At 72.9% G+C, this 22,501-nt stretch carries 26 protein-coding genes and 1 pseudogene; 20 read left to right on the top strand and 7 right to left on the bottom strand.

The window, feature by feature from the left end; all coding sequences use genetic code 11:
* Positions 1-148: 148 nt before the first annotated feature.
* The 3 genes and pseudogenes from H3H34_RS14115 to H3H34_RS13850 all read right to left on the bottom strand — a co-directional run.
* Positions 149-250, bottom strand: a pseudogene (locus tag H3H34_RS14115) (PEPxxWA-CTERM sorting domain-containing protein); the annotation flags it as partial.
* A gap of 564 nt (positions 251-814) precedes the next feature.
* Positions 815-1,600, bottom strand: a complete 786-nt coding sequence (locus H3H34_RS13855) for an acyltransferase family protein (protein WP_194744533.1) — start codon at positions 1,598-1,600, stop codon at positions 815-817.
* Complete coding sequence (locus H3H34_RS13850; protein ID WP_194744532.1) at positions 1,597-1,923, bottom strand: acyltransferase family protein; 327 nt, start codon at positions 1,921-1,923, stop codon at positions 1,597-1,599. Before H3H34_RS13850 ends, H3H34_RS13855 begins: the two co-directional genes overlap by 4 nt.
* An 89-nt stretch (positions 1,924-2,012) precedes the next feature.
* Here H3H34_RS13850 and H3H34_RS06885 point away from each other — a divergent pair, with 89 nt between their 5' ends.
* The 3 genes from H3H34_RS06885 to H3H34_RS06875 are packed head-to-tail and all read left to right on the top strand — an operon-like array spanning position 2,013 to position 4,707.
* Positions 2,013-3,431 (top strand): SLC13 family permease, encoded by a 1,419-nt coding sequence (locus tag H3H34_RS06885; RefSeq protein ID WP_194744531.1) that lies wholly within the window; start codon positions 2,013-2,015, stop codon positions 3,429-3,431.
* A gap of 49 nt (positions 3,432-3,480) precedes the next feature.
* Entirely contained in the window at positions 3,481-4,422 is a 942-nt protein-coding gene (locus H3H34_RS06880) for a ribose-phosphate pyrophosphokinase (RefSeq protein WP_194744530.1), read from the top strand.
* 18 nt (positions 4,423-4,440) lie between these two features.
* Positions 4,441-4,707, top strand: coding sequence for an EF-hand domain-containing protein (locus H3H34_RS06875; RefSeq protein ID WP_194744529.1), 267 nt, complete (start codon positions 4,441-4,443; stop codon positions 4,705-4,707).
* 112 nt (positions 4,708-4,819) lie between these two features.
* On the opposite strand, the gene H3H34_RS06870 is transcribed toward H3H34_RS06875, so the two are convergent.
* Positions 4,820-5,452, bottom strand: coding sequence for a PAP/fibrillin family protein (locus H3H34_RS06870; RefSeq protein ID WP_194744528.1), 633 nt, complete (start codon positions 5,450-5,452; stop codon positions 4,820-4,822).
* 84 nt (positions 5,453-5,536) lie between these two features.
* Positions 5,537-6,565: an NAD(P)H-quinone oxidoreductase gene (locus tag H3H34_RS06865; RefSeq protein ID WP_194744527.1), complete on the bottom strand. Its 1,029-nt coding sequence runs from the start codon at positions 6,563-6,565 to the stop codon at positions 5,537-5,539.
* A gap of 114 nt (positions 6,566-6,679) precedes the next feature.
* Between H3H34_RS06865 and H3H34_RS06860 the strand changes: the two genes are divergently transcribed.
* From H3H34_RS06860 to H3H34_RS06805, 12 genes are all read left to right on the top strand, one after another.
* Positions 6,680-6,877, top strand: coding sequence for a DUF1192 domain-containing protein (locus H3H34_RS06860; RefSeq protein ID WP_194744526.1), 198 nt, complete (start codon positions 6,680-6,682; stop codon positions 6,875-6,877).
* 6 nt (positions 6,878-6,883) lie between these two features.
* On the top strand, positions 6,884-7,546 hold the full coding sequence (locus tag H3H34_RS06855; RefSeq protein ID WP_194744525.1) for a heme exporter protein CcmB: 663 nt from the start codon (positions 6,884-6,886) through the stop codon (positions 7,544-7,546).
* A gap of 73 nt (positions 7,547-7,619) precedes the next feature.
* Complete coding sequence (locus tag H3H34_RS06850) at positions 7,620-7,994, top strand: MCP four helix bundle domain-containing protein (protein WP_194744524.1); 375 nt, start codon at positions 7,620-7,622, stop codon at positions 7,992-7,994.
* A gap of 115 nt (positions 7,995-8,109) precedes the next feature.
* On the top strand, positions 8,110-8,859 hold the full coding sequence (locus H3H34_RS06845) for a heme ABC transporter permease (RefSeq protein WP_194744523.1): 750 nt from the start codon (positions 8,110-8,112) through the stop codon (positions 8,857-8,859).
* Positions 8,860-8,886: 27 nt separating this feature from the next.
* A complete protein-coding gene (ccmD, locus tag H3H34_RS06840) occupies positions 8,887-8,997 on the top strand; it encodes a heme exporter protein CcmD (RefSeq protein WP_194744522.1) in 111 nt (36 codons plus the stop codon).
* 2 nt (positions 8,998-8,999) lie between these two features.
* Complete coding sequence (ccmE, locus tag H3H34_RS06835; protein WP_328831477.1) at positions 9,000-9,488, top strand: cytochrome c maturation protein CcmE; 489 nt, start codon at positions 9,000-9,002, stop codon at positions 9,486-9,488.
* 7 nt (positions 9,489-9,495) lie between these two features.
* Positions 9,496-11,430, top strand: coding sequence for a heme lyase CcmF/NrfE family subunit (locus H3H34_RS06830; protein WP_194744521.1), 1,935 nt, complete (start codon positions 9,496-9,498; stop codon positions 11,428-11,430).
* Positions 11,431-11,436: 6 nt separating this feature from the next.
* Positions 11,437-11,961, top strand: a complete 525-nt coding sequence (locus tag H3H34_RS06825; RefSeq protein WP_194744520.1) for a DsbE family thiol:disulfide interchange protein — start codon at positions 11,437-11,439, stop codon at positions 11,959-11,961.
* Positions 11,952-12,344 carry a cytochrome c-type biogenesis protein gene (locus H3H34_RS06820; RefSeq protein WP_408033948.1) on the top strand — a complete coding sequence of 131 codons (393 nt, stop codon included), beginning with the start codon at positions 11,952-11,954 and terminating at the stop codon, positions 12,342-12,344. Before H3H34_RS06825 ends, H3H34_RS06820 begins: the two co-directional genes overlap by 10 nt.
* Positions 12,341-12,958, top strand: coding sequence for a tetratricopeptide repeat protein (locus H3H34_RS06815; RefSeq protein ID WP_194744519.1), 618 nt, complete (start codon positions 12,341-12,343; stop codon positions 12,956-12,958). Before H3H34_RS06820 ends, H3H34_RS06815 begins: the two co-directional genes overlap by 4 nt.
* Positions 12,955-13,578, top strand: a complete 624-nt coding sequence (locus H3H34_RS06810) for a glutathione S-transferase (protein WP_194744518.1) — start codon at positions 12,955-12,957, stop codon at positions 13,576-13,578. The genes H3H34_RS06815 and H3H34_RS06810 overlap by 4 nt, the downstream gene beginning before the upstream one ends.
* Before the next feature lie 196 nt (positions 13,579-13,774).
* Positions 13,775-15,607: a potassium transporter Kup gene (locus H3H34_RS06805; protein WP_194744876.1), complete on the top strand. Its 1,833-nt coding sequence runs from the start codon at positions 13,775-13,777 to the stop codon at positions 15,605-15,607.
* A 112-nt stretch (positions 15,608-15,719) separates the two neighbouring features.
* Here H3H34_RS06805 and H3H34_RS06800 read toward each other — a convergent pair whose 3' ends face one another.
* Positions 15,720-16,031 (bottom strand): hypothetical protein, encoded by a 312-nt coding sequence (locus tag H3H34_RS06800; protein WP_194744517.1) that lies wholly within the window; start codon positions 16,029-16,031, stop codon positions 15,720-15,722.
* A 269-nt stretch (positions 16,032-16,300) separates the two neighbouring features.
* Between H3H34_RS06800 and hemC the strand changes: the two genes are divergently transcribed.
* From hemC to H3H34_RS06775, 5 genes are all read left to right on the top strand, one after another.
* Positions 16,301-17,224: a hydroxymethylbilane synthase gene (hemC, locus tag H3H34_RS06795; protein WP_194744516.1), complete on the top strand. Its 924-nt coding sequence runs from the start codon at positions 16,301-16,303 to the stop codon at positions 17,222-17,224.
* Positions 17,221-17,943: a uroporphyrinogen-III synthase gene (locus tag H3H34_RS06790; protein ID WP_194744515.1), complete on the top strand. Its 723-nt coding sequence runs from the start codon at positions 17,221-17,223 to the stop codon at positions 17,941-17,943. Before hemC ends, H3H34_RS06790 begins: the two co-directional genes overlap by 4 nt.
* On the top strand, positions 17,936-18,961 hold the full coding sequence (locus H3H34_RS06785; RefSeq protein WP_194744514.1) for a hypothetical protein: 1,026 nt from the start codon (positions 17,936-17,938) through the stop codon (positions 18,959-18,961). Before H3H34_RS06790 ends, H3H34_RS06785 begins: the two co-directional genes overlap by 8 nt.
* Positions 18,962-19,037: 76 nt before the next feature.
* A complete protein-coding gene (locus H3H34_RS06780; protein ID WP_194744513.1) occupies positions 19,038-20,339 on the top strand; it encodes a UDP-glucose dehydrogenase family protein in 1,302 nt (433 codons plus the stop codon).
* Positions 20,339-20,743, top strand: a complete 405-nt coding sequence (locus H3H34_RS06775; protein ID WP_194744512.1) for a DUF423 domain-containing protein — start codon at positions 20,339-20,341, stop codon at positions 20,741-20,743. The genes H3H34_RS06780 and H3H34_RS06775 overlap by 1 nt, the downstream gene beginning before the upstream one ends.
* Here the strand turns inward: H3H34_RS06775 and H3H34_RS06770 are convergent.
* Complete coding sequence (locus H3H34_RS06770) at positions 20,737-22,500, bottom strand: gamma-glutamyltransferase family protein (protein ID WP_328831472.1); 1,764 nt, start codon at positions 22,498-22,500, stop codon at positions 20,737-20,739. The two genes, H3H34_RS06775 and H3H34_RS06770, sit on opposite strands and share 7 nt — an antisense overlap.
* Between the last annotated feature and the right edge of the window lies 1 nt (position 22,501).

The following is a 22,501-nucleotide window of genomic DNA, read 5'->3' as shown; positions in this document are numbered from 1 at the left end:
ATCTCGCCCTCAGCCGCTGGCGGGCGCTGCTCCGGGCAGACGCCTTGGGCCTTGCGCTGTTCGCGGTGGCGGGCCCGGCCGGGGCGGTCGCCCGACGACATTCCCCGCTGACGCCCGCGTCCGGCACCGGGCGGGCGCAGGAAAGGACTCAGGCCGCGACGACCACGCGACGGCGGCGGAGACCCGCGCCGACGAGACCGAACCCGGCGATCATCATCGCCCAGATGCCGGGCTCGGGAATGACTCCGCCCCCAGCGAGCAGGATGTCGCCCGGACCGCGGATGGTCATCTCCCACTGACGGAAGTCGTCATTGGAAAAGCCGCTCGTCACGGCGAAGTAGGTGACGCCGGCCAACAGGCCGAAGTCGAACCCGGACCGGCCGATGAAGCCCAGGTCATCGTTGCCCGCGAGAAGATTGGTGAACTGGGCGAGCGGGTTGAAGCTGTCCCGGTAGAGGTGGAGGTAGTTGTCCCAGTTGACCGGGTTGATCCCGAGATTCACGAAGGGATAGAGGCCATCGGCGGTCACGGTGAACTCGGTCACCTCGTAGGGCACGTTGGTGCCAACGCCCGACAGCGGCGGCACCGGCGGATTGCCGGCGACCGGGCGGTTTCAGGTGGGCTTGCCGGTTGTGTCGCCGGTGACGACGAGAACGCCGGCGAGCGCCGGGGTGGCAAGGATCGAGCCGGCCAGAAGTGCCGCGGCCAAGGCACTGCGCATGGTGGTCCCCTCCATTGAGGAAGGAGCCTCCGCCCCCGCGGATTTCGGGAAGCTATCGGACGGTTTCCATCCTGACAAGACGGCGAGGCCGGATCAGGCGGCAGCGCGGCGGCCGGCGAGCGAGAAGCGCTTGCGCAGCACGAGGGCCGGCTTCTCGACGAAGTGCCAGGAGGCGGCCGCCACGAGCAGCACCGGAAGCGCGGCCATCAGGGCAAGGAGCCACCAGTCCCGCACCCCCGTCCACAGCACCAGAAGCTGGAGGATGGGAAAGTGGAAGAGATAGATGCCGTAGCTGAAGTCGCCGCCGCCCAGGATCTCCGGCTTCGGCAGACGGGCGAGACCGAGCCAGACGGTGAGATAGGCGAGCACGGGGCCGAGCGCGAGCCAGAAGAGGGGAACCTTGAGCCAGGAGGCCTCGCCGACGAGCCCCACCGCCGGAATGGCGGCCGCGGCAAGCGCGGCGAGGCGGGCATCGAAGGGCACCCGGTCCCTCAGGACGTAGAGAAGGCCGCCGAGGAGGAAGTAGGGCAGCACCTTCATCGCCTGCGGCAGGATGCCTTCGCCGATGGGGAGCGTTGCCCCCGCCTCGGCCCCGGCGGCCCGGGCGACCGCCAGCCAGACGGCCACGAGCAGGAGGAGGAGGTAGGCCAGCGCATAGGGCCACCAGCGCCGGGCGAGGCCGAGGAGGACGAGCCCGCCGAGGCCGACGTAGCAGGCATATTCGAACCGCACGGTCCACAGGCTGCCGTTGACGACCGAGGGCGTCGGCAGCGTTTCGAACACGCCGGGAAGCCGGTAGGCGACGAGCCCGACCGTGTTCAGCACGTAGCGCGGCACCAGCGGATCGGCGAAGTAGGAGGCAAGGGGCGTCGACGTCACCAGGGGCCGATGACGAGGGCGGAGAGGGTGACGACGACGAAGAGGGCAGGCACGATGCGCGCAACGCGATTCAGGAGATAGGGAACGAGGCTCACCCGGTGGGCGCTCGCCGTCACCAGGAAGCCGGAGACGACGAAGAACATCGGCACGAACACATTGACAAGGAACCACAGCGGCGTGGCATCGATCAGCCGGGCGTTGCCGGTGGTGAGGGGGAAGCAGTGCCAGACGACGACGCCCGAGGCGAGCACGACCCGCAGCAGGTCGAACCCCGGCCCGACGCCCTGGAAGCGTTCGAGCCGTGCGCCGATCGTCTCCGCCATGCCGTCTCCGCCTGCCCTGCCGGGCTGCGCCTAGGGCGCGGCCGCCGCAGTGTAAACACGGCCGGCGCCGGCCAGGCTCGAGGGGCGGCATGAGCGCGCGCCGTCCGCGTGCCATCCCGGGCGGGGTGGTGGCGGCCGCTGCGGCCTTCCTGCTGCTCCGGCTGCTGCCGGTGCCGGCCGGCCTGTCGCCGGAGGGCTGGCTGGTGGCCGCGGTGGCGCTCGCCATGGCGATCCTCTGGGTGACGGAGGCCATTCCCATCGCCGCCACGGCGACCCTGCCGTTCGTGCTCCTGCCGCTGTTCGGAAAAGCCTCGCCGGCGGAGGTGGCCCAGAGCTACTGGTCGCCCATCCTTTTCCTCGTGCTCGGCGGGGCGATGGTCGCGCGCGCCATCGAGAAGGCCGGGCTCCACCGCCGGATCGCGCTTGGCGTCGCTGCCCGCACGCGCGGCAGCGAGCGCCGCCTCCTCCTCGGCTTCATGGCAGCAACCGCCCTCACCTCGATGATCGTCTCGAACACTGCGACCGCGCTCATCATGCTCCCCGTGGCGCTGGCCGTCATCGGCGCGCTCGAGGCCGCGCGCGGTGCTGCGGCAGAGGCCGGCTTCGCGCGCGCGCTGGTGCTGGGCGTCGCCTGGGCGGCGACCATCGGCGGCCTCGGCACGCTGGTCGGCTCGCCCACCAACGCGGTCGCCGCGGGGATCCTCAACCGCGCCCTCGGCACCGAGATCGGCTTCCTCGCCTGGCTCGGCTTCGGCCTGCCCGTGGTCGCGCTCGCGATTCCGCTGGCTGCGCTGCTGCTTGCCCGGCTCCACGGGCTCTCGCGCGCGCCGGTGGACCAGGCGCTGGTGGCGGCCGCCATCGGCCGACCCGGCCCCCTGTCAGTGGCCGAGACGCGCCTGCTGCCCGTGCTTGCCCTGCTGCTTGCCGGCTGGGTGGTGCTGCCGCTCGTGCGCGAGCCGCTGGGGCTTGCCGCTGTCGACGACGCCGTCGTCGCCATGGTGGCGGCGCTCCTGCTCCTCGTCGTGCCCGATGGCAGGGGCGGGCGCCTGCTCGGCAAGGAGGACCTTCCGCACCTGCCGTGGGAGGTGCTGCTCCTGTTCGGCGGCGGACTGGCGCTCGCCGAGGCGATCACCGCCACCGGGCTTGCCGCCTGGCTCGGCACCCGGCTCGACGGCCTCGGGGCGCTGCACCCGCTGCTCCTCGCCATGCTGCTCGTGGCCCTCATGGTCTTCGTGACCGAGTTCGCCTCCAACGTGGCAACCGCCAGCGGCTTCATGCCGGTGGTGGCGGCGGTTGCGGCCGGCGGGGCGGCCCCGCCGCTTGCGCTTGCCATGCCGGCGGCGCTCGCGTCCTCCTGGGGGTTCATGATGCCCGCCGGCACGCCGCCCAACGCCATCGCCTTCGCGAGCGGCCGAATCCGGGTGGCCGACCTCGCTCGCGGCGGCCTGTGGCTCAACCTCCTCGGGATCGTCCTTCTTCCCGTCACCTGCTTCCTTCTCGCCCGCTGACGCTTTCCCTTTCCCGCCCAGGCGCTAGAAGGACCCCAAGGGGACACGGATGAAGCTTCTCGCCGGCAACAGCAATCCGAAGCTTGCGCGCGACATCGCCGCCTATCTCGAGGTGCCGCTGACCAACGCGAGCGTCCGCCGCTTCGCCGACGAGGAGGTGTTCGTCGAGATCCACGAGAATGTCCGCGGCGAGGACGTGTTCGTCATCCAGTCCACCTCGGCGCCGGCCAACGACAACCTGATGGAGCTCCTCATCTGCATCGATGCGCTCCGCCGCGCCTCGGCCCGCCGCATCACTGCCGTCATCCCCTACTTCGGCTACGCCCGGCAGGACCGGAAACCGGGGCCCCGCACCCCCATCTCGGCCAAGCTGGTTGCCAACCTCATCACGGTTGCCGGCGCCTCGCGCGTGCTCTCCGTCGACCTCCACGCCGGCCAGATCCAGGGCTTCTTCGACCTGCCCGTGGACAACCTCTATGCGGCCCCCGTGATCGCCGCCGACATCGATGCCCGGCACCCGAAGGACCGCGAGCTCCTCACCGTGGTCTCGCCCGACGTCGGCGGCGTGGTCCGCGCGCGGGCGCTTGCCCGCCGGCTCGACAACGCGCCGCTTGCCATCGTCGACAAGCGCCGCGAGCGGCCGGGCGAGTCGGAGGTCATGAACATCATCGGCTCGGTCAGCGGCCGCTCGTGCATCCTCATCGACGACATCGTCGACTCGGCGGGGACACTCTGCAACGCGGCGCGCGCGCTGCGCGAGGCGGGCGCTACCTCGGTCTCGGCCTACGTCACCCACGGCGTGCTCTCCGGCGGGGCGGTCGCCCGCGTCGAGGGCTCGGATCTCGACGAGCTGGTGGTGACCGACTCGATCGCAACCCCCGAGGCGGCTCTTGCCGCGCGCAAGATCCGGGTGCTCACCATCGCCCCGCTCGTCGGCGAGGCCATCCGCCGCATTGCCGACGAGAGCTCGGTCTCGTCCCTGTTCGACTGACCAGCCCCGGAGAGCTCCATGCGCATGCCCGTTGCCGCCCTTCTTGCCGCAACGCTCGCGACGGCTGCCCAAGCCCAGCCCGGCCGGTTCTTCGACGCAGTCGATGCCAACGGCGACGGCGTGATCTCGGCAGCCGAGTGGAAGGCCTCTGGCCGGCCGCCCGAGGGCTTCCGGATGATGGACCAGAACCGCGACGGCAAGGTGACGCGCGCGGAAGGCCGGGCGGCCATGGAGCGGATCCGCGCCGGGGCAGCGCCCGCGGCGCCTGCCGCCAGCCCGAAGTAGGGCGCCTCGGCCCGCCCTCCCGCTCGCCCCCTTCGCTTGCGCGGCACTGCCTCGCTGCTCTCCCCGCGTGTCCCGCCCCTCCCGACCGCGCCTCCCCCGGCCGGGCGCGCCCTCAGCCGTCGCGGGTCCAGCGCATCGGCTGCGGGTCGAGCCGCTCGAGCACGTAGAGGCTGCCGTTCACGCCCCTCATCAGGCGGAAGCCGTCGTCGAGGTAGCTGATCCGCGCCTGGATCGGCCCGACCGAGCCGCCCCCGAACGGGTGGATGCTGCGCCCGGCCGCGGTTGCGAGAATGGCGCGGTCGAAGCGGATGTCCATCGTGCTGTCGTCCTCCACCCGATAGTCGCCGGCAAGCACGAGCGTGCCCGGCTCGCCGCTCCAGTCGAGGTAGTGGACGATGTTGTCATAGTGACCGGTCGCCGGGTCGGTCTCCTGGAAGATCTCGACGACGTGGATCGGCACCTTGGGCAGGAGGCCGAAGCTGTAGCGGGCAAGCGTGGTCTCCCGCAGCAGCCCGAGGCCGGAGTAGAGCAGGTGCCAGCGGCCCTTCAGCAGCGCCTGGGCGCGGGCCGGCTCGGGCGTGGGATTGAGCGCCTCGAGCTCGAGGGCGAGCGCCTGCAGGCGCGCCACTTCAGCCCCGCCCTCGGCGAAGCCCACCTCGGTGGTGGCGCCGAGCGCGGCAAGCTCGGTCTTGAGACGCGCAGCGGCCACGGCGGGCCGGACGGCAGTGGCGGTCGCGGATGACATGCCCGAACGCTGCGGCGGGGGCTGCCGCCGGTCAACCTCCCGCATTTGCCCGCTCGCGAGGGGAGGCGGGGGCGCAGCGTTCGTCTACTCGACCACGGTCAGCACGATCTTGCCCACGTGCCGGCCCTGCTCCATGTGGCGGTGGGCAGCGGCCGCCTCGGCGAGCGGAAAGGTCTTGTCGATCCGCGCCTTCAGGCGCCCGTCGGCGAAGGCCGGCCAGACCTTCTCGCGCAGCGCGGCGGCGATGCGGGCCTTGAACGCGACGTCGCGCGGGCGGAGCATCGAGCCGGTGAGCACGAGGCGCCTGCGCATCACGAGGCCGAGGTCGATCTCGGCGCGCTGGCCGCGCTGGAAGGCGATCGAGACGTGCCGGCCGCCTTCGGTGAGGCAGACGAGGTTGCGCGGCACATAGTCGCCGCCGACCATGTCGAGCACGATGTCGACGCCGCGCCCGCCAGTCAGCTCGCGGATCTCGGCCGCGAAGTCGCGGGCATTGTAGTCGATGGCGCGGGTCGCCCCCACCAGCTCGGCGGCCGCGCACTTCTGGCCCGAGCCGCAGGTGACGTAGACGTCGATTCCGAAGAGCTTGCAGAGGTCGACGGCGGTGACCCCGATGCCCGACGTGCCGCCGTGGACAAGCACCGAATCGCCGGGCTTCGCGCCTGCGGTCTCGAACAGGTTGGACCAGACGGTGAAGTAGGTCTCGGGCAGGCCGGCGGCCTCGACGAAGCGCATGCCCGGCGGCACCGGCAGGCACTGGCCCTCGGGTGCCACGGCATATTCGGCATAGCCGCCGCCGATGAGGAGGGCGCTCACCGGGTCGCCGATCCGGAGCGTCGAAACCCCGGGGCCGAGTGCGACCACCTCGCCGGCCGCCTCGAGGCCGGGGATGGTCGTGGTGCCCGGCGGCATGGGGTAGAGGCCGAGCCGCTGGAGGATGTCAGGCCGGTTCACGCCTGCGGCGTGGACCCGGATGAGCACTTCGCCCGGCCCCGGCTCCGGCACCGGCCGGGTCACGGGCACGAGCACATCGGGCCCGCCGGGGCCCTCCGGATCGATCGCCGTCATCGTCTCCGGGAGCCTGCGCTCCGTCTCCGCGGCCGCGGTCGCCATGCCGTCCTCCACTGGTGCGGCCGCCTGAAAGCAGCCCCTCAGCCCGCGCGCAAGCGCGAGGGCCCGGTCGTCCGGGGCTTGCGGCAGGGGGCGGCTTCGGCCGAAAGAGCCGTCATGGAGCCCGACGACCTGCCCCGCCGCGCGGATGACCCTCTGCGCCTGCTTGCCGCCCAGGATCTCGACCGGCTTTCGGTGGCCGAGCTCGAGGCGCGGATTGCCGCCCTCGAGGCCGAGATCGCGCGCACGCGGGCGAAGCTCGAGGGCGCGGCCCGGTTCCGCTCGGCCGCCGACGCCCTGTTCCGCAAGCCCTGAGCCGGGGTGGGGGGGCTTTCGCTTCTCGTCCGGCTCGTCCGGCGCGACCTCGCCCGGGTGGCCGCCCGCCCGGGCGAGGCGCTGCTGCCGCCCGCCTTCTTCCTGCTTGTCGCGATCGTCTTCGCCTTCGCCCTCGGCCCGGAGCCCGCGCTTCTTGCCCGCTCGGCCGTGGCCGTCCTCTGGGTAGGGGCGCTTCTTGCGAGCCTGCTCCCCGTGGCCGGCCTGTTCGCGGCCGACGCGGCCGACGGCACCCTCGACCAGTATGCCGTGCGCGGGATTGCCGCCGAGACGGTGGCGCTCGCGCGGATGCTCGCCCAGTGGCTGGTGCTCGGGCTTCCGCTGCTTCTCGCCCTGCCGATCGCCGGCGCGCTTCTCGCCACGCCGCCCGCGCTGCTGCTGGCCACGGCACCGCGGTTCGCGGCCGGCACGCTCGGCCTCGCCGCCGTCGCCACGGCCGCCGGCGCGCTGATGGTCGGCGCCCGGGGCGGCGGCGGGCTTGCGGCCCTGCTCGCCGTGCCGCTGGCACTTCCCGTGCTCGTCTTCGGCGCCGGTGCCGCGGGCGAAGGCGAAGCCGCCGGGGCCGATCGGCTGCTGCTCGCCGCAGCACTTCTCCTTGCCGCGCTTGCGCCGCTCGCGGCCGGCGCGGCGCTGCGCCTCGCGCGCGGCTGAGGCCCCTGTCCCTGAAGCCCTTGTCACGAAGCCGCAACTCGGGGATGGGAAGGGCTCGCCAAGAGGACATGCCATGGACCTGAACAGCCTCATCGCCAAGATCAGCGCCGAAACCGGAGAGACGGTGGAGGCCGTCCAGGCCCGACTCTCGGAGGCAAGCGGGGTCACCGCCGAGAAGCTCGCCGAGATCCGCGAGGCGATCAGGGCGCGCACGGCCGAGGGCACGGCCGATGCGCGCGCCCTCATCGCCGAGGTGGCGGCGAAGGTCGACGTCGGCGCGGACAAGGTGACGGCGCTCTTCGAGCAGCTGAAGTCCGAGGTGGAGGGCAAGGGCCTCTCCGGCCTCTGGGCCGAGTGGACGGCTGCCCTCGACAAGGACGGCGACGGCAGCATCCTCGACGATCTGAAGGACCGGATTGCCGGGCTCTTCGGCCGCCGCGACGGCTGAGAGGGCACCGCCCTCGCAGGGACTGGAGCAGCGGGCGACAGGCGCGGAAGCCGCGCGCGCCCTGCGGCGCCGGTTTCTGCTGACAGGGCCCCGCGCCCGCTGCTAGGGAAAGTGCATGGAGCCCGTCCGCAGCGCGTCGAGCTGGCATGACCTTGCGAACCCGCACCGGTTCCGCCGCGTCGCCGGCCAGGCGCTCCCCTGGCTTCTTGCCGCGGCGCTGGGTTTCCTCGCGGCCGGGCTCGGCACCGGCCTGTTCCTCGCTCCGGCCGACTATCTTCAGGGCGAGTCCGTCCGCATCATGTACGTTCACGTGCCGTCCGCCTGGCTGGCGCTCGGGGGCTACGCCGGGCTTGCCATTGCGGCCCTGGCCGCCCGGATCTGGCGCCACCCGCTCGCAGACCTCGCCGTCAGGGCCGTGGCACCGGTCGGCGCCGCCTTCGCGGCCGTGTGCCTTGCCACCGGCTCCCTCTGGGGCCGCCCGACCTGGGGCACCTGGTGGGTGTGGGACGGCCGGCTCACCTCGATGCTCGTGCTCTTCCTGCTCTACCTCGGCGTCATCGCCCTCATCCACGCCTTCGAGGACCGGATGCGCGGCGCGAAGGCAGCCGGGATCCTCGCCATCCTTGGCGTCGTGAACCTGCCGGTCATCAAGTACAGCGTGGAGTGGTGGAACACGCTGCACCAGCCGGCGAGCATCCGCCTGTCGGGCTCGTCGATCCACGCCGAAATGCTGCAGCCACTGCTCCTCTCCGCCACCGGCTTCGCGCTCCTCTTCGCGGCCATCGTCCTCATGCGGATGCGCGCGCTCATTGCCGAGCAGAAGCGGGCGATGCGCCAGCTCCGCCGTGCGGCGCTGGCGGGCTGACGGTCGGGGGAAGGCGACCGGGGCGAGATGAATCACCTGCCGTTCATCGTCGCGGCCTATCTCGTCACCCTCGTCGTGATCGGCGGACTGGCGCTCGCCTCCTGGCGGCGGATGCGCCGGGCCGAGCGGGAGGAGTGAAGGTGGCGGCCGAAGTCCGGCGGAGCGCGCGGAACCAGCGGCTGGTGCTCGCTGGCCTAGCGCTTGCCGCCGTGGTCGGCGCCGGCCTGCTTGCCATCCCGGCGCTCGAGGACAAGGCGACCTTCTTCTACGCCCCCTCAGACCTCGCGGCGAACCCGCCCGCGCCCGGCGCCCGGATCCGCCTTGGCGGCCTCGTCAAGGACGGCTCGGTCAGCCGCGAGAACGATGGCCTCACCCTCGTCTTCACCGTGACCGACGGCGCGCGCGAGACGCGCGTGCGCTACACCGGCCTCGTGCCCGACCTGTTCCGCGAGGGCCAGGGCGTGGTGGCGACCGGCCGCCTCGGGCCGGATGGCGGCTTCGCGGCCGAGGAGCTGCTCGCCAAGCACGACGAGACCTACATGCCGCCCGAGGTGGCAAAGAGCCTGGGCCGGGCGGGGGGCGCGGGCGCCGCCGGCGCCATGCACCGCACCGGCTCGCTTTCCGAATGATGGCGGGATGATCCCGAGCCCCGCCGAGCTCGGCCACCTCGCCCTCTGGCTCGCGGCAGCCACCGCGCTCGTCATGGCCGCCGCGCCGCTCCATGCCGCGCTTGCCGGGCTCGCCCGCCCGGCCGCGGTCACCCACGGCCTGCTCCTCGTCGCCGCCTATGCGGCGATGACCCACGCCTTCCTCGTCTCCGACTTCTCGGTCTCGCTGGTGGCCACCAACAGCCACACCGCCAAGCCGCTCCTCTACAAGGTGACGGGCGTCTGGGCGAACCACGAGGGCTCGATGCTTCTCTGGGTGCTCATCCTCGGGCTTGCCGGGCTTGCGGTCGCGCTCGTGCCGCTGCCGCTCGGGCCCGCCTTCCGCGCCCGCACGCTCGGCAGCCTCGGCGTCGTCGCGCTCGGCTTCCTCGCCTTCCTCCTGTTCGCGTCCAACCCCTTCGCGCGGCTGGACCCGGCGCCCCCGGAAGGGCTCGGCCTCAACCCCCTCCTCCAGGACCCGGGCCTCGCCTTCCACCCCCCCACGCTCTACCTGGGCTACGTTGGCCTCGTCGTCGCGTTCGCGCTTGCCGTTGCCGCCCTCCTCGACGGCAAGGTCGGCCCCGCCTGGGCGAAGGCGACGCGCCCCTGGGTCACGCTTGCCTGGGCCTTCCTCACCCTCGGCATCGCGCTCGGCTCCTGGTGGGCCTATTACGAGCTCGGCTGGGGCGGCTGGTGGTTCTGGGACCCGGTCGAGAACGCCGCCCTCATGCCGTGGCTGGCGGCGACCGCGCTCCTCCACTCCATCCGCGTGCTCGAGACCCGGGATGCGCTCCGCAACTGGACGCTGATGCTCGCCATCGCCGGCTTCGCGCTCTCCATGCTCGGCACCTTCATCGTCCGCTCGGGGCTCCTCACCTCGGTCCACGCCTTCGCGGTCGACCCCACGCGCGGTCTCTTCCTCCTCGCGCTCCTCGTCGGGCTCACCGCCTGGGCGCTCCTCGTCTGGGCACTCCGGGCGCCGAAGGTCGCCGAAGGCGCCCGCTTCGCCGCCACGAGCCGCGAGGGGCTGCTCGTCGTCAACAACCTGCTGCTGATGGCGCTTCTTGCCATCGTCTTCATCGGCACCCTCTATCCGCTCGCGCTCGAGGCCTGGAACGGGCGGCAGATCTCGGTGGGGCCGCCCTACTTCAACGCGACGACCGTGCCCCTCGTCCTCCTCCTTGCGGTCCTCATGGGGGTCGGGCCCTTCCTTGCGTGGAAGCGCGGGGCGACGAAGGGGCTCGGCCGGCGCCTGCTCCTGCCCGGCCTCCTCGCGACGCTCGCGGCGCTCGCCATGCTCGGCCTCCTCGGCGTGACCGGCGTGCTGACGCTCCTCGGCTTCGCTGCCGCGGCCTGGCTTGCCGTGGCCAGCCTGCAGCTCCTCGCCCGCCGGGGCCTCACCCTCGGCCGGGCGGGCACGGCGCTCGCCCACCTCGGCGTGGCGCTGACGATCCTGGGCGCGACGGCGAGCGGCGCGCTCCAGCGCGAAGCCCTCGTCTCGCTCCGCGTCGGCGAGGGCTTCGAAATTGCCGGGTTCACCGTGACGCTCGAGGACGTGGCGCCCAAGGCCGGCCCCAACTGGACGGCGCTCGAGGCGACGCTCGCCGTTCAGCGCGAGGGCGCGCCGGTCGCCACGCTCCGGCCGCAGTCCCGCACCTACACGTCGCCGCCCATGGAAACGACCGAGGCGGGAATCGCCATGTGGCGCGCCGGCGACCTCTACGGCGTGCTCGGCAAGCCCGACGGCTCGGGCCGCTGGCAGATCCACTTCTGGGTGAAGCCGCTCATCCACTTCATCTGGTGGGGTGCGCTCCTCATGGCCGCGGGCGGCGTCCTCGCACTCGGCGGTGCGCTCCGGTTCGCACAGCTTGGCCGCCGGCGGCCCGCGGCGCGCGCCGCACCTGTGCCGCTGCCCGCGGAATAGGCCCTCGTGTCACCGGCGCGCCTCCTGCCGCTGCTGGCACTCGCCGCGCTCGGCCTGTTCCTCGCCGCCAACCTCGGCCGGCCGCAGCAGGCCACCATCCGCTCGGCCATGGTGGGCAAACCGGTGCCGGCCTTCGCGCTTCCGGGCCTCGGCGACCGACCGGGCCTCGCCAGCACCGACCTCGGGGGAGGCGAGGGGCCGGTGCTCGTCAACTTCTTCGCCAGCTGGTGCCTGCCCTGCCGGGTGGAGGCGCCGCAGCTCAAGGCGCTCGCCGATGCCGGCATTCCCATCCACGGCATTGCGCTGCGCGATTCGCCCGAGGACATCCGCGCCTTCCTCGCCCGCCACGGGGACCCGTTCCGCCGCATCGGCCTCGACCGGGACGGGCAGGCGGCGATCGCCTTCGGCTCCTCGGGCGTGCCGGAGACCTTCCTCGTCGACGGCCGCGGAGTCATCCGTCTCCAGCACCAGGGCGAGATTCGCCCCGAGCAGGTGGCGGAGATCCTGCGCGAGGCGCGCCGGTGGCGGTGAGGGTCGCGCTTCTTGCCCTGCTGCTTGCCGCCGCGGCGCCTGCCCCGCCGCCGGTCGATCCGGCGCTTGGCAGGACGCCGCTTGCCGACCCGGCCGCCGAGGCGCAGGCCATGCGCCTCATGCACGAGCTCCGGTGCCTCACCTGCCAGAACCAGTCGATCGCCGATTCGAACGCCGAGCAGGCGGAGGCCATGCGGGCGCTCGTGCGCAGCCGCATCGCCGCAGGCGAAAGCCCGGAGGCGGTGCGCGCCGACCTGATCGCCCGCTACGGGGACTGGGTGAGCTTCCGCCCGCCCGCCCGGCCGGACACGCTGGCGCTCTGGGCGGTGCCGGCGCTGGCGCTCCTCGTCGGCGGTCTCGTGGTGCGGAGGCTCTTCCGGTGAGCCGGCTGCTGCCTGCGCTCCTCGTCCTCGCCGCGACCGCAGCGGGCGTCACGGGCTATGCGCTCGAGGGGCGGCCGGGGCTTGCCGCTGCGCCTGCGCCGCCGCCCACGGCCGCCGAAGGCGCGGCAGACGCCCGCGAACGCGCGCGCGCCACCCTGCTTGCCGACCCGACAGACGTCGAGGCCTGGATCCGGCTCTCGAACGCGTTCATCGCTGCCGGCGAGACGGGGAAGGCCGTGGAGGCGATGGAGGTGGCGACCGCCGCGCTTCCGCAGGACGTCAACCTCCGGGTGCAGCAGGGGGTCGCGCTCGTCGCCCACGCCGAGGGCGAGGTGGTGCCGGCCGCGCGGCTGGCCTTCGACCGCGCCTCGCAGCTGGACCCGACGCACCCGGCGCCGCGCTACTTCCTGGGTCTTGCCTGGCTCCAGGCCGGCCGGCCGAAGGAAGCGCTGGCCGTGTGGCGCGAGCTTGCCGCCATGACGCCGCCCGATGCCCCCTGGGCGGAGGAGCTCACGCGGATGATCGGAGCTGCCGAGACCATGGCCTTCCTCGGGGTGGGCGAGCGCGCCATGCCGCCCGAAGCGGCCGCACCTGCCGGAGGAGGCGCGCGATGATCACCGTCCATCACCTGAACGACAGCCGGTCGCAGCGGATCCTCTGGCTGCTCGAGGAGCTCGAGCTGCCCTACGCCATCGTCCATCACGCCCGCGATCCGGACACCCGGCTTGCCCCGCCGTCGCTTCAGGCGGTCCATCCGCTCGGCAAGAGCCCGGTCGTCGAGATGGACGGCGAGCTTCTGATCGAGTCCGGAGCCATCGTCGAGACCCTCCTGCGGCGCAGGGGCGGGGGCCGGCTGGTGCCCGACCCGGCCTCGGCGGACTACGACCGCTATCTCCAGTGGCTGCACTATGCCGAAGGGTCGGCCATGCTGCCGGTCATGCTTCGCCTCTACGTCTCGCGCCTGGGCGAAGCGGGCACACCCCTCCACCCCCGCATCGAGAGCGAGACGGCGAATCACTTCGGCTTCATCGAGGCCTCGCTCCGGGGCCGGGACTGGCTGGTCGGCGACCGCCTGACCGGCGCCGATATCCAGATGAGCTTCCTCGGCGAGATCGCGAAGGCGCAAGGGATGCTGCCGCGCTTCCCCGCGATCGCCGCCTGGGTGGCCCGCTTCCAGGCCCGTCCGGCCTATGCCCGGGCGCTGGCGAAGGGCGGCCCCTACGCCTTCGCCTGAACCTTCGGCGAGGGCTGTCATGGCCGCGGGGCGTGCGCCGCATTGCCCGCCCCCTGCCCCCGTGCTAGGCGCCGCTGCCTGTCGTCGAGGGGCATGACGCGCCGCAGCACGGTATGAGCGCTTGACCAGCGAGAACGCGACGGCCGGAGCGGCCAGCCAGTCCCCCGGCCATCAGGGGGATGGCCTGCCGAAGCTCATGCTCGGCGCGCTCGGCGTGGTCTACGGCGACATCGGCACCTCGCCGCTCTACGCGCTGCGCGAGACCTTCATCGGCCACCACCCGCTCCCGGTGGATGCCTTCCACGTCTACGGCGTCATCAGCCTCGTCTTCTGGACGCTGATGCTCATCGTCACCATCAAATATGTCGGCATCATCCTCAGGGCCGACAACCGCGGCGAGGGCGGCGCGATTGCGCTGCAGGCGCTTCTCATGCGCCACGGCCAGGGCAGGCGATGGTATGGCCTCGTCATCGTCCTGGGCGTCCTCGCGACGTCGCTCTTCGTCGGCGAGAGCATCATCACCCCCGCCATCTCGGTGCTTTCGGCGGTGGAGGGCCTCACGGTCGTCGAGGAACGGCTGCAGCCGCTGGTGCTGCCGGTGGCGCTCGCCATCATCCTCGGCCTGTTCCTGTTCCAGGCACGCGGCACGGCGCGCGTCGGCGCCCTGTTCGGGCCTGTCACTCTCCTCTACTTCCTGACCATCGGGACGTTCGGGGCGCTCTCGATTGCCTCGCGCCCCGAGATTCTCGAGGCCCTCTCGCCGCACCATGCGGTCGCCTTCTTCCTGAACGACGGCCTCTTCGCCTTCCTCGCCATGTCGTCGGTGTTCCTCGTGGTGACCGGCGCCGAGGCCCTCTACGCCGACATGGGCCACTTCGGCCGCCGGCCGATCGCCTTTTCCTGGCTGTGGATCGTCTTTCCCGCCCTCATGCTCAACTACCTCGGGCAGGGCGCGCTTCTGCTCCGCGATCCGGAGAGCATCCGCAACCCCTTCTTCCTGCTCGCGCCCGAGGCACTGCGGCTGCCGCTGGTGTTCCTTGCCATGCTGGCCACGATCATCGCCAGCCAGGCGGTCATCTCGGGGGCCTTCTCGATCACCCGCCAGGCGGTCCAGCTCGGCTTCCTGCCGCGGCTGCGGATCCTCCATACCTCGGAACGCGCCGAGGGGCAGATCTACATCCCCTTCGTCAACTGGGGGCTTCTCGTCCTCGTCATCCTCCTGGTGCTGGGCTTCGGCTCGTCCTCGAAGCTGGCCGCGGCCTATGGCATCTCGGTGGCGGGCACGATGATGATCGTGACGCTCATGACGGCCATCCTCGTCACCCAGGTGTGGAAGTGGAACCGGTGGCTGGCGGGTGCTGCCATCCTCCTCTTCCTCATCGTCGATGGCGCCTATTTCGCCGCGAACCTCACCAAGATTCCCGAAGGCGGCTGGTTCCCGCTCCTCATTGGCATCATCGCCTTTACCCTGCTCACCACCTGGGCGCGTGGCCGCTTCCTCATGCAGAAGCGGCTGAAGGAAGCGGCGATGCCCATCGAGATCTTCATCAAGTCGGCCGCGCGGACGGCGACGCGGGTGCCGGGCACGGCGGTCTTCATGACTTCGGCAGCCAGCGGCGTGCCGCCGGCGCTCCTCCACAACCTGAAGCACAACAAGGTGCTCCACGAGCGGATCATCCTCTTGACCGTCGTCATCGACGAGGTGCCCTATGTGGACGAGGAGGATCGGATCGAGGTCATCGACCTCGGCCAGAACTTCTTCCGGATGGTGCTGCGCTACGGCTTCATGCAGCAGCCCGACGTGCCGGCGGCGCTTGCGAAGGTCGAGACCTGCGGGCCGCAGATCCGGATGATGGACACGAGCTTCTTCCTTGCCCGGCAGACGCTCCTGCCCTCGGAGCGGCCGGAGATGGCGCTGTGGCGCGAGAAGCTCTTTGCCTGGATGCTGCGGAACGCCGAGTCGGCCATGGAGTTCTTCCGGCTGCCCACCAACCGGGTCGTGGAGCTGGGCAGCCAGGTCGAGATCTGAGCCGGGCAGCGTTGCGGGAGCAGGCCAGCCCGAGTGGCGCGGCCGCCCCCATGCGAAAGGGGCCGGGTGTCGCCACCCGGCCCCTCGCATTCGTGCAAGGGCTCCGCCGCGCTTACTGCTTCATCTCGGCAGCGGCGTCCTTCGCGGCCTGACCGGCAGCGTCCATCGCGGTCGCAGCGGCGTCGGTCGCCGTCGTGGCAGCCGCGTCAGCCGTGGCAGCAGCCGCGTCGCCGGCGGCGCCGGCCGCGGCGGCCGCAGCGTCGCCCGCCGCTTCGGCGGCGGTGTCGGCAGCGTCGGCGGCGGTGTCGGCCGCGGCTGCAGCTTCGGTCGCCGCGTCAGTCGCGGTTTCGGCCGCCTTCTTCTCGCCGCAGGCGGCGACCAGCGCGAGGCTCGCAATCGCAGCGAGCGAGAGAACCTTGTTCATTCCTGACCTCCGTTGAGGGCAAAAGTGCCCGAGTTTCGCCTCGCCCGGTCTCGTCTGGACCTTTCTGGTGATCGACCCACGCGCCGAGCGCCCCGGACCAAAGCGCGGCGCCCTTGCAACAGCGTTCATCGAAAAGCAAGCCCTTGCATGACGAATAGGTGTCAGGCTGCGACCATCGGAAAAGGCATGGCCGATGCTAGGGCGTGGCAAGCGCCAGCCCCATTCCGAACAGGCTTGACCCTGCCGTGCCGTGCCTGAACAGAAGCGGAATGGCCTCCCCGCCGGTCTCCTTGCGCCTTGGCTCGCGCGGCTCGCCGCTGGCGCTCGCCCAGGCGCACCTCGCGGCCGGGGCGCTCGCCGCGATCGGCGTCTCCTCCGGCCTCGTCACCGTCGAGACCGAGGGCGACCGCGTGCGCGACCGGCCCCTGGCCGCGCTCGGCGGCAAGGGCGTGTGGACCAAGGAGCTGGATGCGGCGCTGCTCGACGGCCGGATCGACGCCGCCGTCCATTCGCTCAAGGACGTGGAGACGCGGCTTCCGGAATGTCTGGTGCTCGCGGCCGTGCTGCCGCGCGCCGACCCGCGCGACAGGCTCGTCGGCGCGGCTTCGCTGGCAGGCCTGCCGCCGGGCGCGCGCGTCGGCACGTCTTCGCCGCGCCGGGCCGCGCAGCTTGCCGCCCGCCGGCCCGATGTCTCGGCCGTGCTGCTCCGGGGCAACGTCGCCACCCGGCTTGCGCGCGTTGAGGAAGGCGCGGTGGATGCCACGTTCCTCGCCGCCGCCGGGCTCGAACGGCTGGGCATCGCAGCGGGTGTGGCGCTTGATCCCAAGGACTGGCTGCCCGCGGCCGCGCAGGGGATCGTGGGCATCACAGCCCGGGCCGACGATACCGAAACCCTCTCGGCGCTCGCCCGAATCGATCATCCGGCAACCCATCTCGCCGCGCTCGCCGAGCGCGCCGTGCTTGCCGGGATTGGCGGCTCGTGCCGGACCGCCATCGCCGTCCATGCCCGGCCGGTGGCGGAGGGCAGGCTCGAGCTCGGTGCCGAGCTCTACAGCCCGGACGGACAAGACCGGGTGGACGCCGGGCTTGAGGCGGCTGTCCGCACCCGGGCGGAGGCCGAGGCGCTGGGCAGAGCGGTTGCGGACTCGCTGCTCGCGCAGGCGACCCCGGCGATCCGCGCCTCGCTCGGATGACCGGGCACCCCACGCTCCTCGTCACCCGCCCTGAGCCGGAAGCAAGCGCGACCGTGGCGGCGGCTCAGGCCGCCGGGTTCGAGGCAGTCGCCGCGCCCCTGCTGCGCATCCGCCCGCTTCCGGTAACACCGGCAGTTCCGGGCGCGCCGCCCGAGGCGATCCTGCTGACCTCGGCCAGGAGTGCCGCGCTGCTGCGGGCGGCCCGCCCGGAACTGCCGGCGGACCTTCCCGTCTTCGCGGTGGGTCCGGCGACGGCGGCGGCGGCGCGCGCTGCCGGCTTCTCTCGCGTGGCGGCAACCGACACCGACGGACAGGCCGCGCTCGAGGCGGCGGTGGCGGCCGGCCACCGGCGGATCCTCCACGCCCGGGGCAGCGACAGCCGGCCGCTTCGGCCGCCGGCCGGCATCGAGATCGCTCCGCTCGTCCTCTACCGGGCCGAGCCGGTCCGCCGGCTTGCGGCGGCGGCGCGGAACGCGCTCGGGAAGGGTGCGATCGCCCTCCTGTTCTCGCCGCGGACGGCCCGCCTGTTCCGCCAACGCCTCGGCGCGGCCGGGCTGGTGCCGGAGGCGGTCGCGGTGGTGGCGCTGTCTGCGGCCGTGGCGACGGCTGCAGGGCCGGGGTGGCGGGCGCTTGCCGTTGCCGGTCGCCCCACCACGGCCGAGGTCTTGGCGGCTGCGCGCCGGCTGTGGCAAGGCGCTCAGGGAGGCGCCCATGGCTGACGGCCCCGGCGAAGACGGTTTCGAGGCGCTGCGCGCCGGGCGGGAGCCCCGCGCGGAGCCGACCGCCTCGGCGGAGGAGAGACGCCCGAGCGGACGCTGGCGCGCCGGCGCCTGGGTGCTGCTGCTTCTGGGCCTGCTGGCTGCCGCGGTCGCGCTGGTGCCGGGCTGGCGCGCGCGCCTCCCGCTCGCGCCGGCCGCTCCCTCCGCCGACGCGCCGGCGGCCGTCCGGCCCGCCCCCTCCGAGGCGGAGGCGCTGGCGGCCCGCGTGGCCGCGCTCGAGGCGCGGCTGGCGGAAGGCGCCGCGACATCGGCTGCCCGGCCGGTCGCGGAGACCGCCATCACACCGGCCCTGGCCCCGCTTCTGGCGCGCCTCGAGGCGCTCGAGGCCGAGGCCCGGCGGCTTGCCGAGGCGGAAGCGACGACAGCGGGCCGGGTGTCGGCGCTGGCGGCCGACCTCGCCTCGGCCGGCGTGACGAGCGGCGCCGTGGCCGCGGCAACGGCGGAGGCCCGCGATATCTTCACGGTGCTTGCGGTGCGGCGGCTTGTCGAGCGCGGCCGGCCGCTCGGCGCCTTCGATCCGCTGCTTCGCCGCCAGTTCGAGACGCGCGAGCCCTCGGCGGTGGCGGCGCTCGTGGCCTGGAGCAGGGCGCCGCTCGGGCGGGCGGCGCTGGCCGCGCGGCTCGAGGCGCTCGATTCCGCCGGACCGGACAGCCAGCCGGGTGGGAACCGGCAGCCGGACCGCGAGACCGGGTTCTGGAGCAGGCTGTGGCGCGGGCTGACGGGCCTCGTCGAGGTGCGGTCCGCGCGCGAGCCCATCTCGCCGCCGCTCGCACGCGCCCGCGCACGCCTTGCCGAAGGCGAATTGCCGGCAGCCATCGCCCTCGTTGCCGCGGAGCCGGAGAGCCCCGAGCGCGCCGCCTGGCTCGAGGATGCGCGCCGGCTTCTCGCCGCCGAGGACGCGCTCGACCGGCTCGACCTCCTCGTCGTGCAGGCGGCGTCCGCCTCCGCAGCCGGCTAGGCGGGCGGCGCTTGGCAACTTGGCAAGCAGCGCGGCGCTCGGCTAGGCGCGGGCCCATGCACGCAAAGGGGGCTTCATGCGCGTCGCGATGATCGGTGCCGGCTACGTCGGCCTCGTCTCGGGTGCCTGCTTCGCCGACTTCGGCCACGTGGTCACGCTCGTCGATGTCGACGCGGGGCGGATCGAGCGGCTGAAGATGGGCGAGATGCCGATCTACGAGCCGGGCCTCGAGGATCTCGTGGCTGCGAACGTGCGGGCCGGCCGCCTCGCCTTCACCACCGACCTCGCCGAGGCCATGGCCGGAGCCGAGGCGGTGTTCATTGCCGTGGGCACGCCCTCGCGCCGCGGCGATGGCCATGCCGATCTCAGCTTCGTGCATGCCGCCGCACGCGACCTCGCCGCCAACCTCGCCGGCTTCACGGTCGTCGTCACCAAGTCCACGGTTCCGGTGGGCACGGGCGACGAGGTGGAGCGGATCATCCGCGAGGCCCGCCCCGATGCCGATGTCGCGGTGGCTTCCAACCCCGAGTTCCTGCGCGAGGGCGCAGCCATCGGCGACTTCAAGCGCCCGGACCGGATCGTCCTCGGAATCGAGGACCCGCGCGCCGAGGCGACCTTGCGCGAGCTCTACCGCCCGCTGTTCCTGAACGAGGCGCCCATCCTCGTGACCCGCCGGCGCACCGCCGAGCTCATCAAATATGCGGCCAACGCCTTCCTCGCCACCAAGATCGCCTTCATCAACGAGATGGCCGACCTCTGCGAGAAGGTGGGCGCGAACGTGCAGGAAGTGGCGCGCGGCATCGGCCTCGACAACCGCATCGGCGCCAAGTTCCTGAACGCCGGGCCGGGCTACGGCGGCTCCTGCTTCCCGAAGGACACCCGGGCGCTCATCCAGACCGCCGAGGACCATGGCGTGCCGCTCCGGATCGTCGAGGCCGCGGTCAAGGCGAACGACCTCCGGAAGCGCGCGATGGGCCGCAAGGTGATCCAGGCCTGCGGCGGCGACGTGCGGGGGCTGACCCTCGCGATCCTCGGGCTCACCTTCAAGCCCGGCACCGACGACATGCGCGAGGCCCCCTCGATCGCCATCATCCAGGCGCTGCAGGACGCCGGCGCCCGGATCGTCGCTCATGACCCGGCCGGCATGGAGCAGGCCCGCCATGTGCTCGCCGACGTGACCTATGCTGCAGACCCCTATGCCGCGCTCGACGGGGCCGATGCGATGGTGCTGGTGACCGAGTGGGACCAGTTCCGCGCCCTTGATCTTGCGCGCGTGCGGCGGCTGCTGCGGCAGCCCGTGGTCGTCGATCTCCGCAACATCTACCGGCCCGAGGAGATGGCCCGGCACGGCTTCCGCTACACCGGCGTCGGCCGCTGATGCGGGCGGGGCGGGCGCGCTGGCTGCCGGCGGTTGCGGCGCTCAACGCCATCCTTGCCCTCACCTTCGGCACCTTCGCAGTCCACGGCCTGCCGCCGGGGCAGGCGCGCGACTGGATCATGACGGGCGTCCTCTTCCAGCTTCCGCATGCGGCAGCGGTCTTCGCCGTGCTCGCCTGGCGGCCCGGGCGCGAAGGCCGGATCGGCGCCTGGGGGCTCGCCCTCGGCTCCCTCGTCTTCGCAACCGTGCTCGATGCCCTGGCGCTCGGCGCCCCGCGGTGGGTGGCTGCCCTTGCGCCCATCGGCGGCACGACGATGATGCTCGCCTGGACCTGGATCGGCGGGCTCGCCCTCATCGGCGACCGGCTGCCCGGCGCCGGCGTGCCGCGCGATCCGCCTCAGTAGCCCAGCGCGATCCCGTCCTTCCGGCTCTCCGAGGCGCCGCGGTAGATGCCGCGGGCGGCGTCGCGCAGCACCGCCTGGTAGCCGCCGACGTCGTGGTGGCCATCGAGCAGCACGTGGCCGCGCGCGGCAAGGCTCGCCCGCGTGGCAGCGCCGAACCCGCTCTCGAGGAACAGGCCCGCCCGCGCTTCCCGCCCGTCACCGGGGTCGGGGCTGCCGAGGTGCCGCGCGCGGGGCGCATCACCGGCCGCCTGCACGTCGAGCCCGAGGTCGACGAGGTTCACGAGCACCTGCACCTGGCCCTGCGGCTGCATGGTTCCGCCCATGACCCCGAAGGCGAGAAGCGGCGCGTCATGGGCGGGGCCGGGGCGGGTCACGAAGCCCGGGATGATGGTGTGGAACGGCCGCTTGCCTGGCGCGATGGCGTTGGCCGCGCGGGGGTCGAGGGAGAACTGGGCGCCCCGGTTCTGGAGCATGAAGCCCCAGGTGCCGCGGCCGCCGGGCACGGGCACGCGGCGCGGCACCACCACGCCCGAGCCCATGCCCCGGTAGTTGGACTGGATGAGCGACACCATCATGCCGGAGGAATCGGCGGTCGCGAGATAGCTGGTGTCCGAATGCTCCTCCGGGTCGCCGGGAGGCACGTCATCGGGCAGCGCGCTGCCCATGGCGATGCGTGCGGCGCGGGCGGCGACATAGGCGTCGGAGAGGAGGGCCTCGACCGGCACCCGGACCTTTCGCGGGTCGGCGAGGAAGCGGGCGCGGTCGGCAAAGGCCAGCTTCTTGGCCTCGACGAGAACGTGGAGGCGGTCCGCCTCGGCAAGCTCGGCCATGGGGAAGCGTTCGACGATCCGGGCCATCTGGAGGGTGGTCACCCCCTGCGTTGCCGGCGGGATCTGCCAGAGCCGCACCCCGCGATAGGGCGCGGAAATGGGCGTGACCCATTCGGCCTGCATGGCGGCGAGGTCGGCCGCGCGCATCGGCCGGCCGTGGGCGCGGAAATGTGCCTCGAGGTCGGCAGCGAAGGGGCCCCGGTAGAAGCTCGTCCAGCCGTCGCGGGCGAGGCCCTCGTAGGTGGCGGCAAGGTCCGGGTTGGTGAAGCGGTCGCCCTCGGCCGGCAGGCCGGCGGGCGCGAACAGGGCGAAGGCAAGGTCGGCGGCCTCTATGCGCGCACGGCCGGCCTCGAAGCCGCGGACGTTGGCGGCCCAGCCGCGGGCGATGACGGGGGCGAGGGGCACTCCCTCGCGGGCCACGGCGATGGCGGGGGCAAGCAGGACGGCAGGCGGCAGCCGGCCGAAGCGGGCGTGGAGCGCGGCCCAGCCGGCGACCGCGCCTGGCACGGTGACGGCATCCATGCCGAGCGGGTCGATGGCGCCCCGTGCCCGGTGCCGGCGGACGAGTGCGTCGACGTCGAGCCCGGCCGGGGCAAAGCCCGAAGCATCGAGCCCGAGGAGGCGCCGTTCCGCCGGGTCCCAGACGAGGGCGAAGAGATCACCCCCGATTCCGCAGCCCGTGGGCTCGACGACGCCGAGCATGGCATTGGCGGCGATCGCGGCGTCGACCGCCGAGCCGCCGGCCTTCAGCACTTCGACCGCCGCAAGGCTCGCAAGCGGGTGGGCGGTGGCGGCCATGCCGTTCGCACCCAGTGCGGCCGAACGGGTCTGGAACGGCGGGTCCCCGGGCCGGTCTCCTGCAAAGACGGCTGGCGGCCGGAGGAGGGGCGCGGCGGCGAGACCGCGGAGAAGGTCGCGCCGCCGCACG

The sequence above is a fragment of the Thermaurantiacus tibetensis genome (assembly GCF_015354055.1).
GTDB lineage: Bacteria > Pseudomonadota > Alphaproteobacteria > Sphingomonadales > Sphingomonadaceae > Thermaurantiacus > Thermaurantiacus tibetensis.
This window is presented reverse-complemented; position numbering and strand designations above follow the sequence as displayed.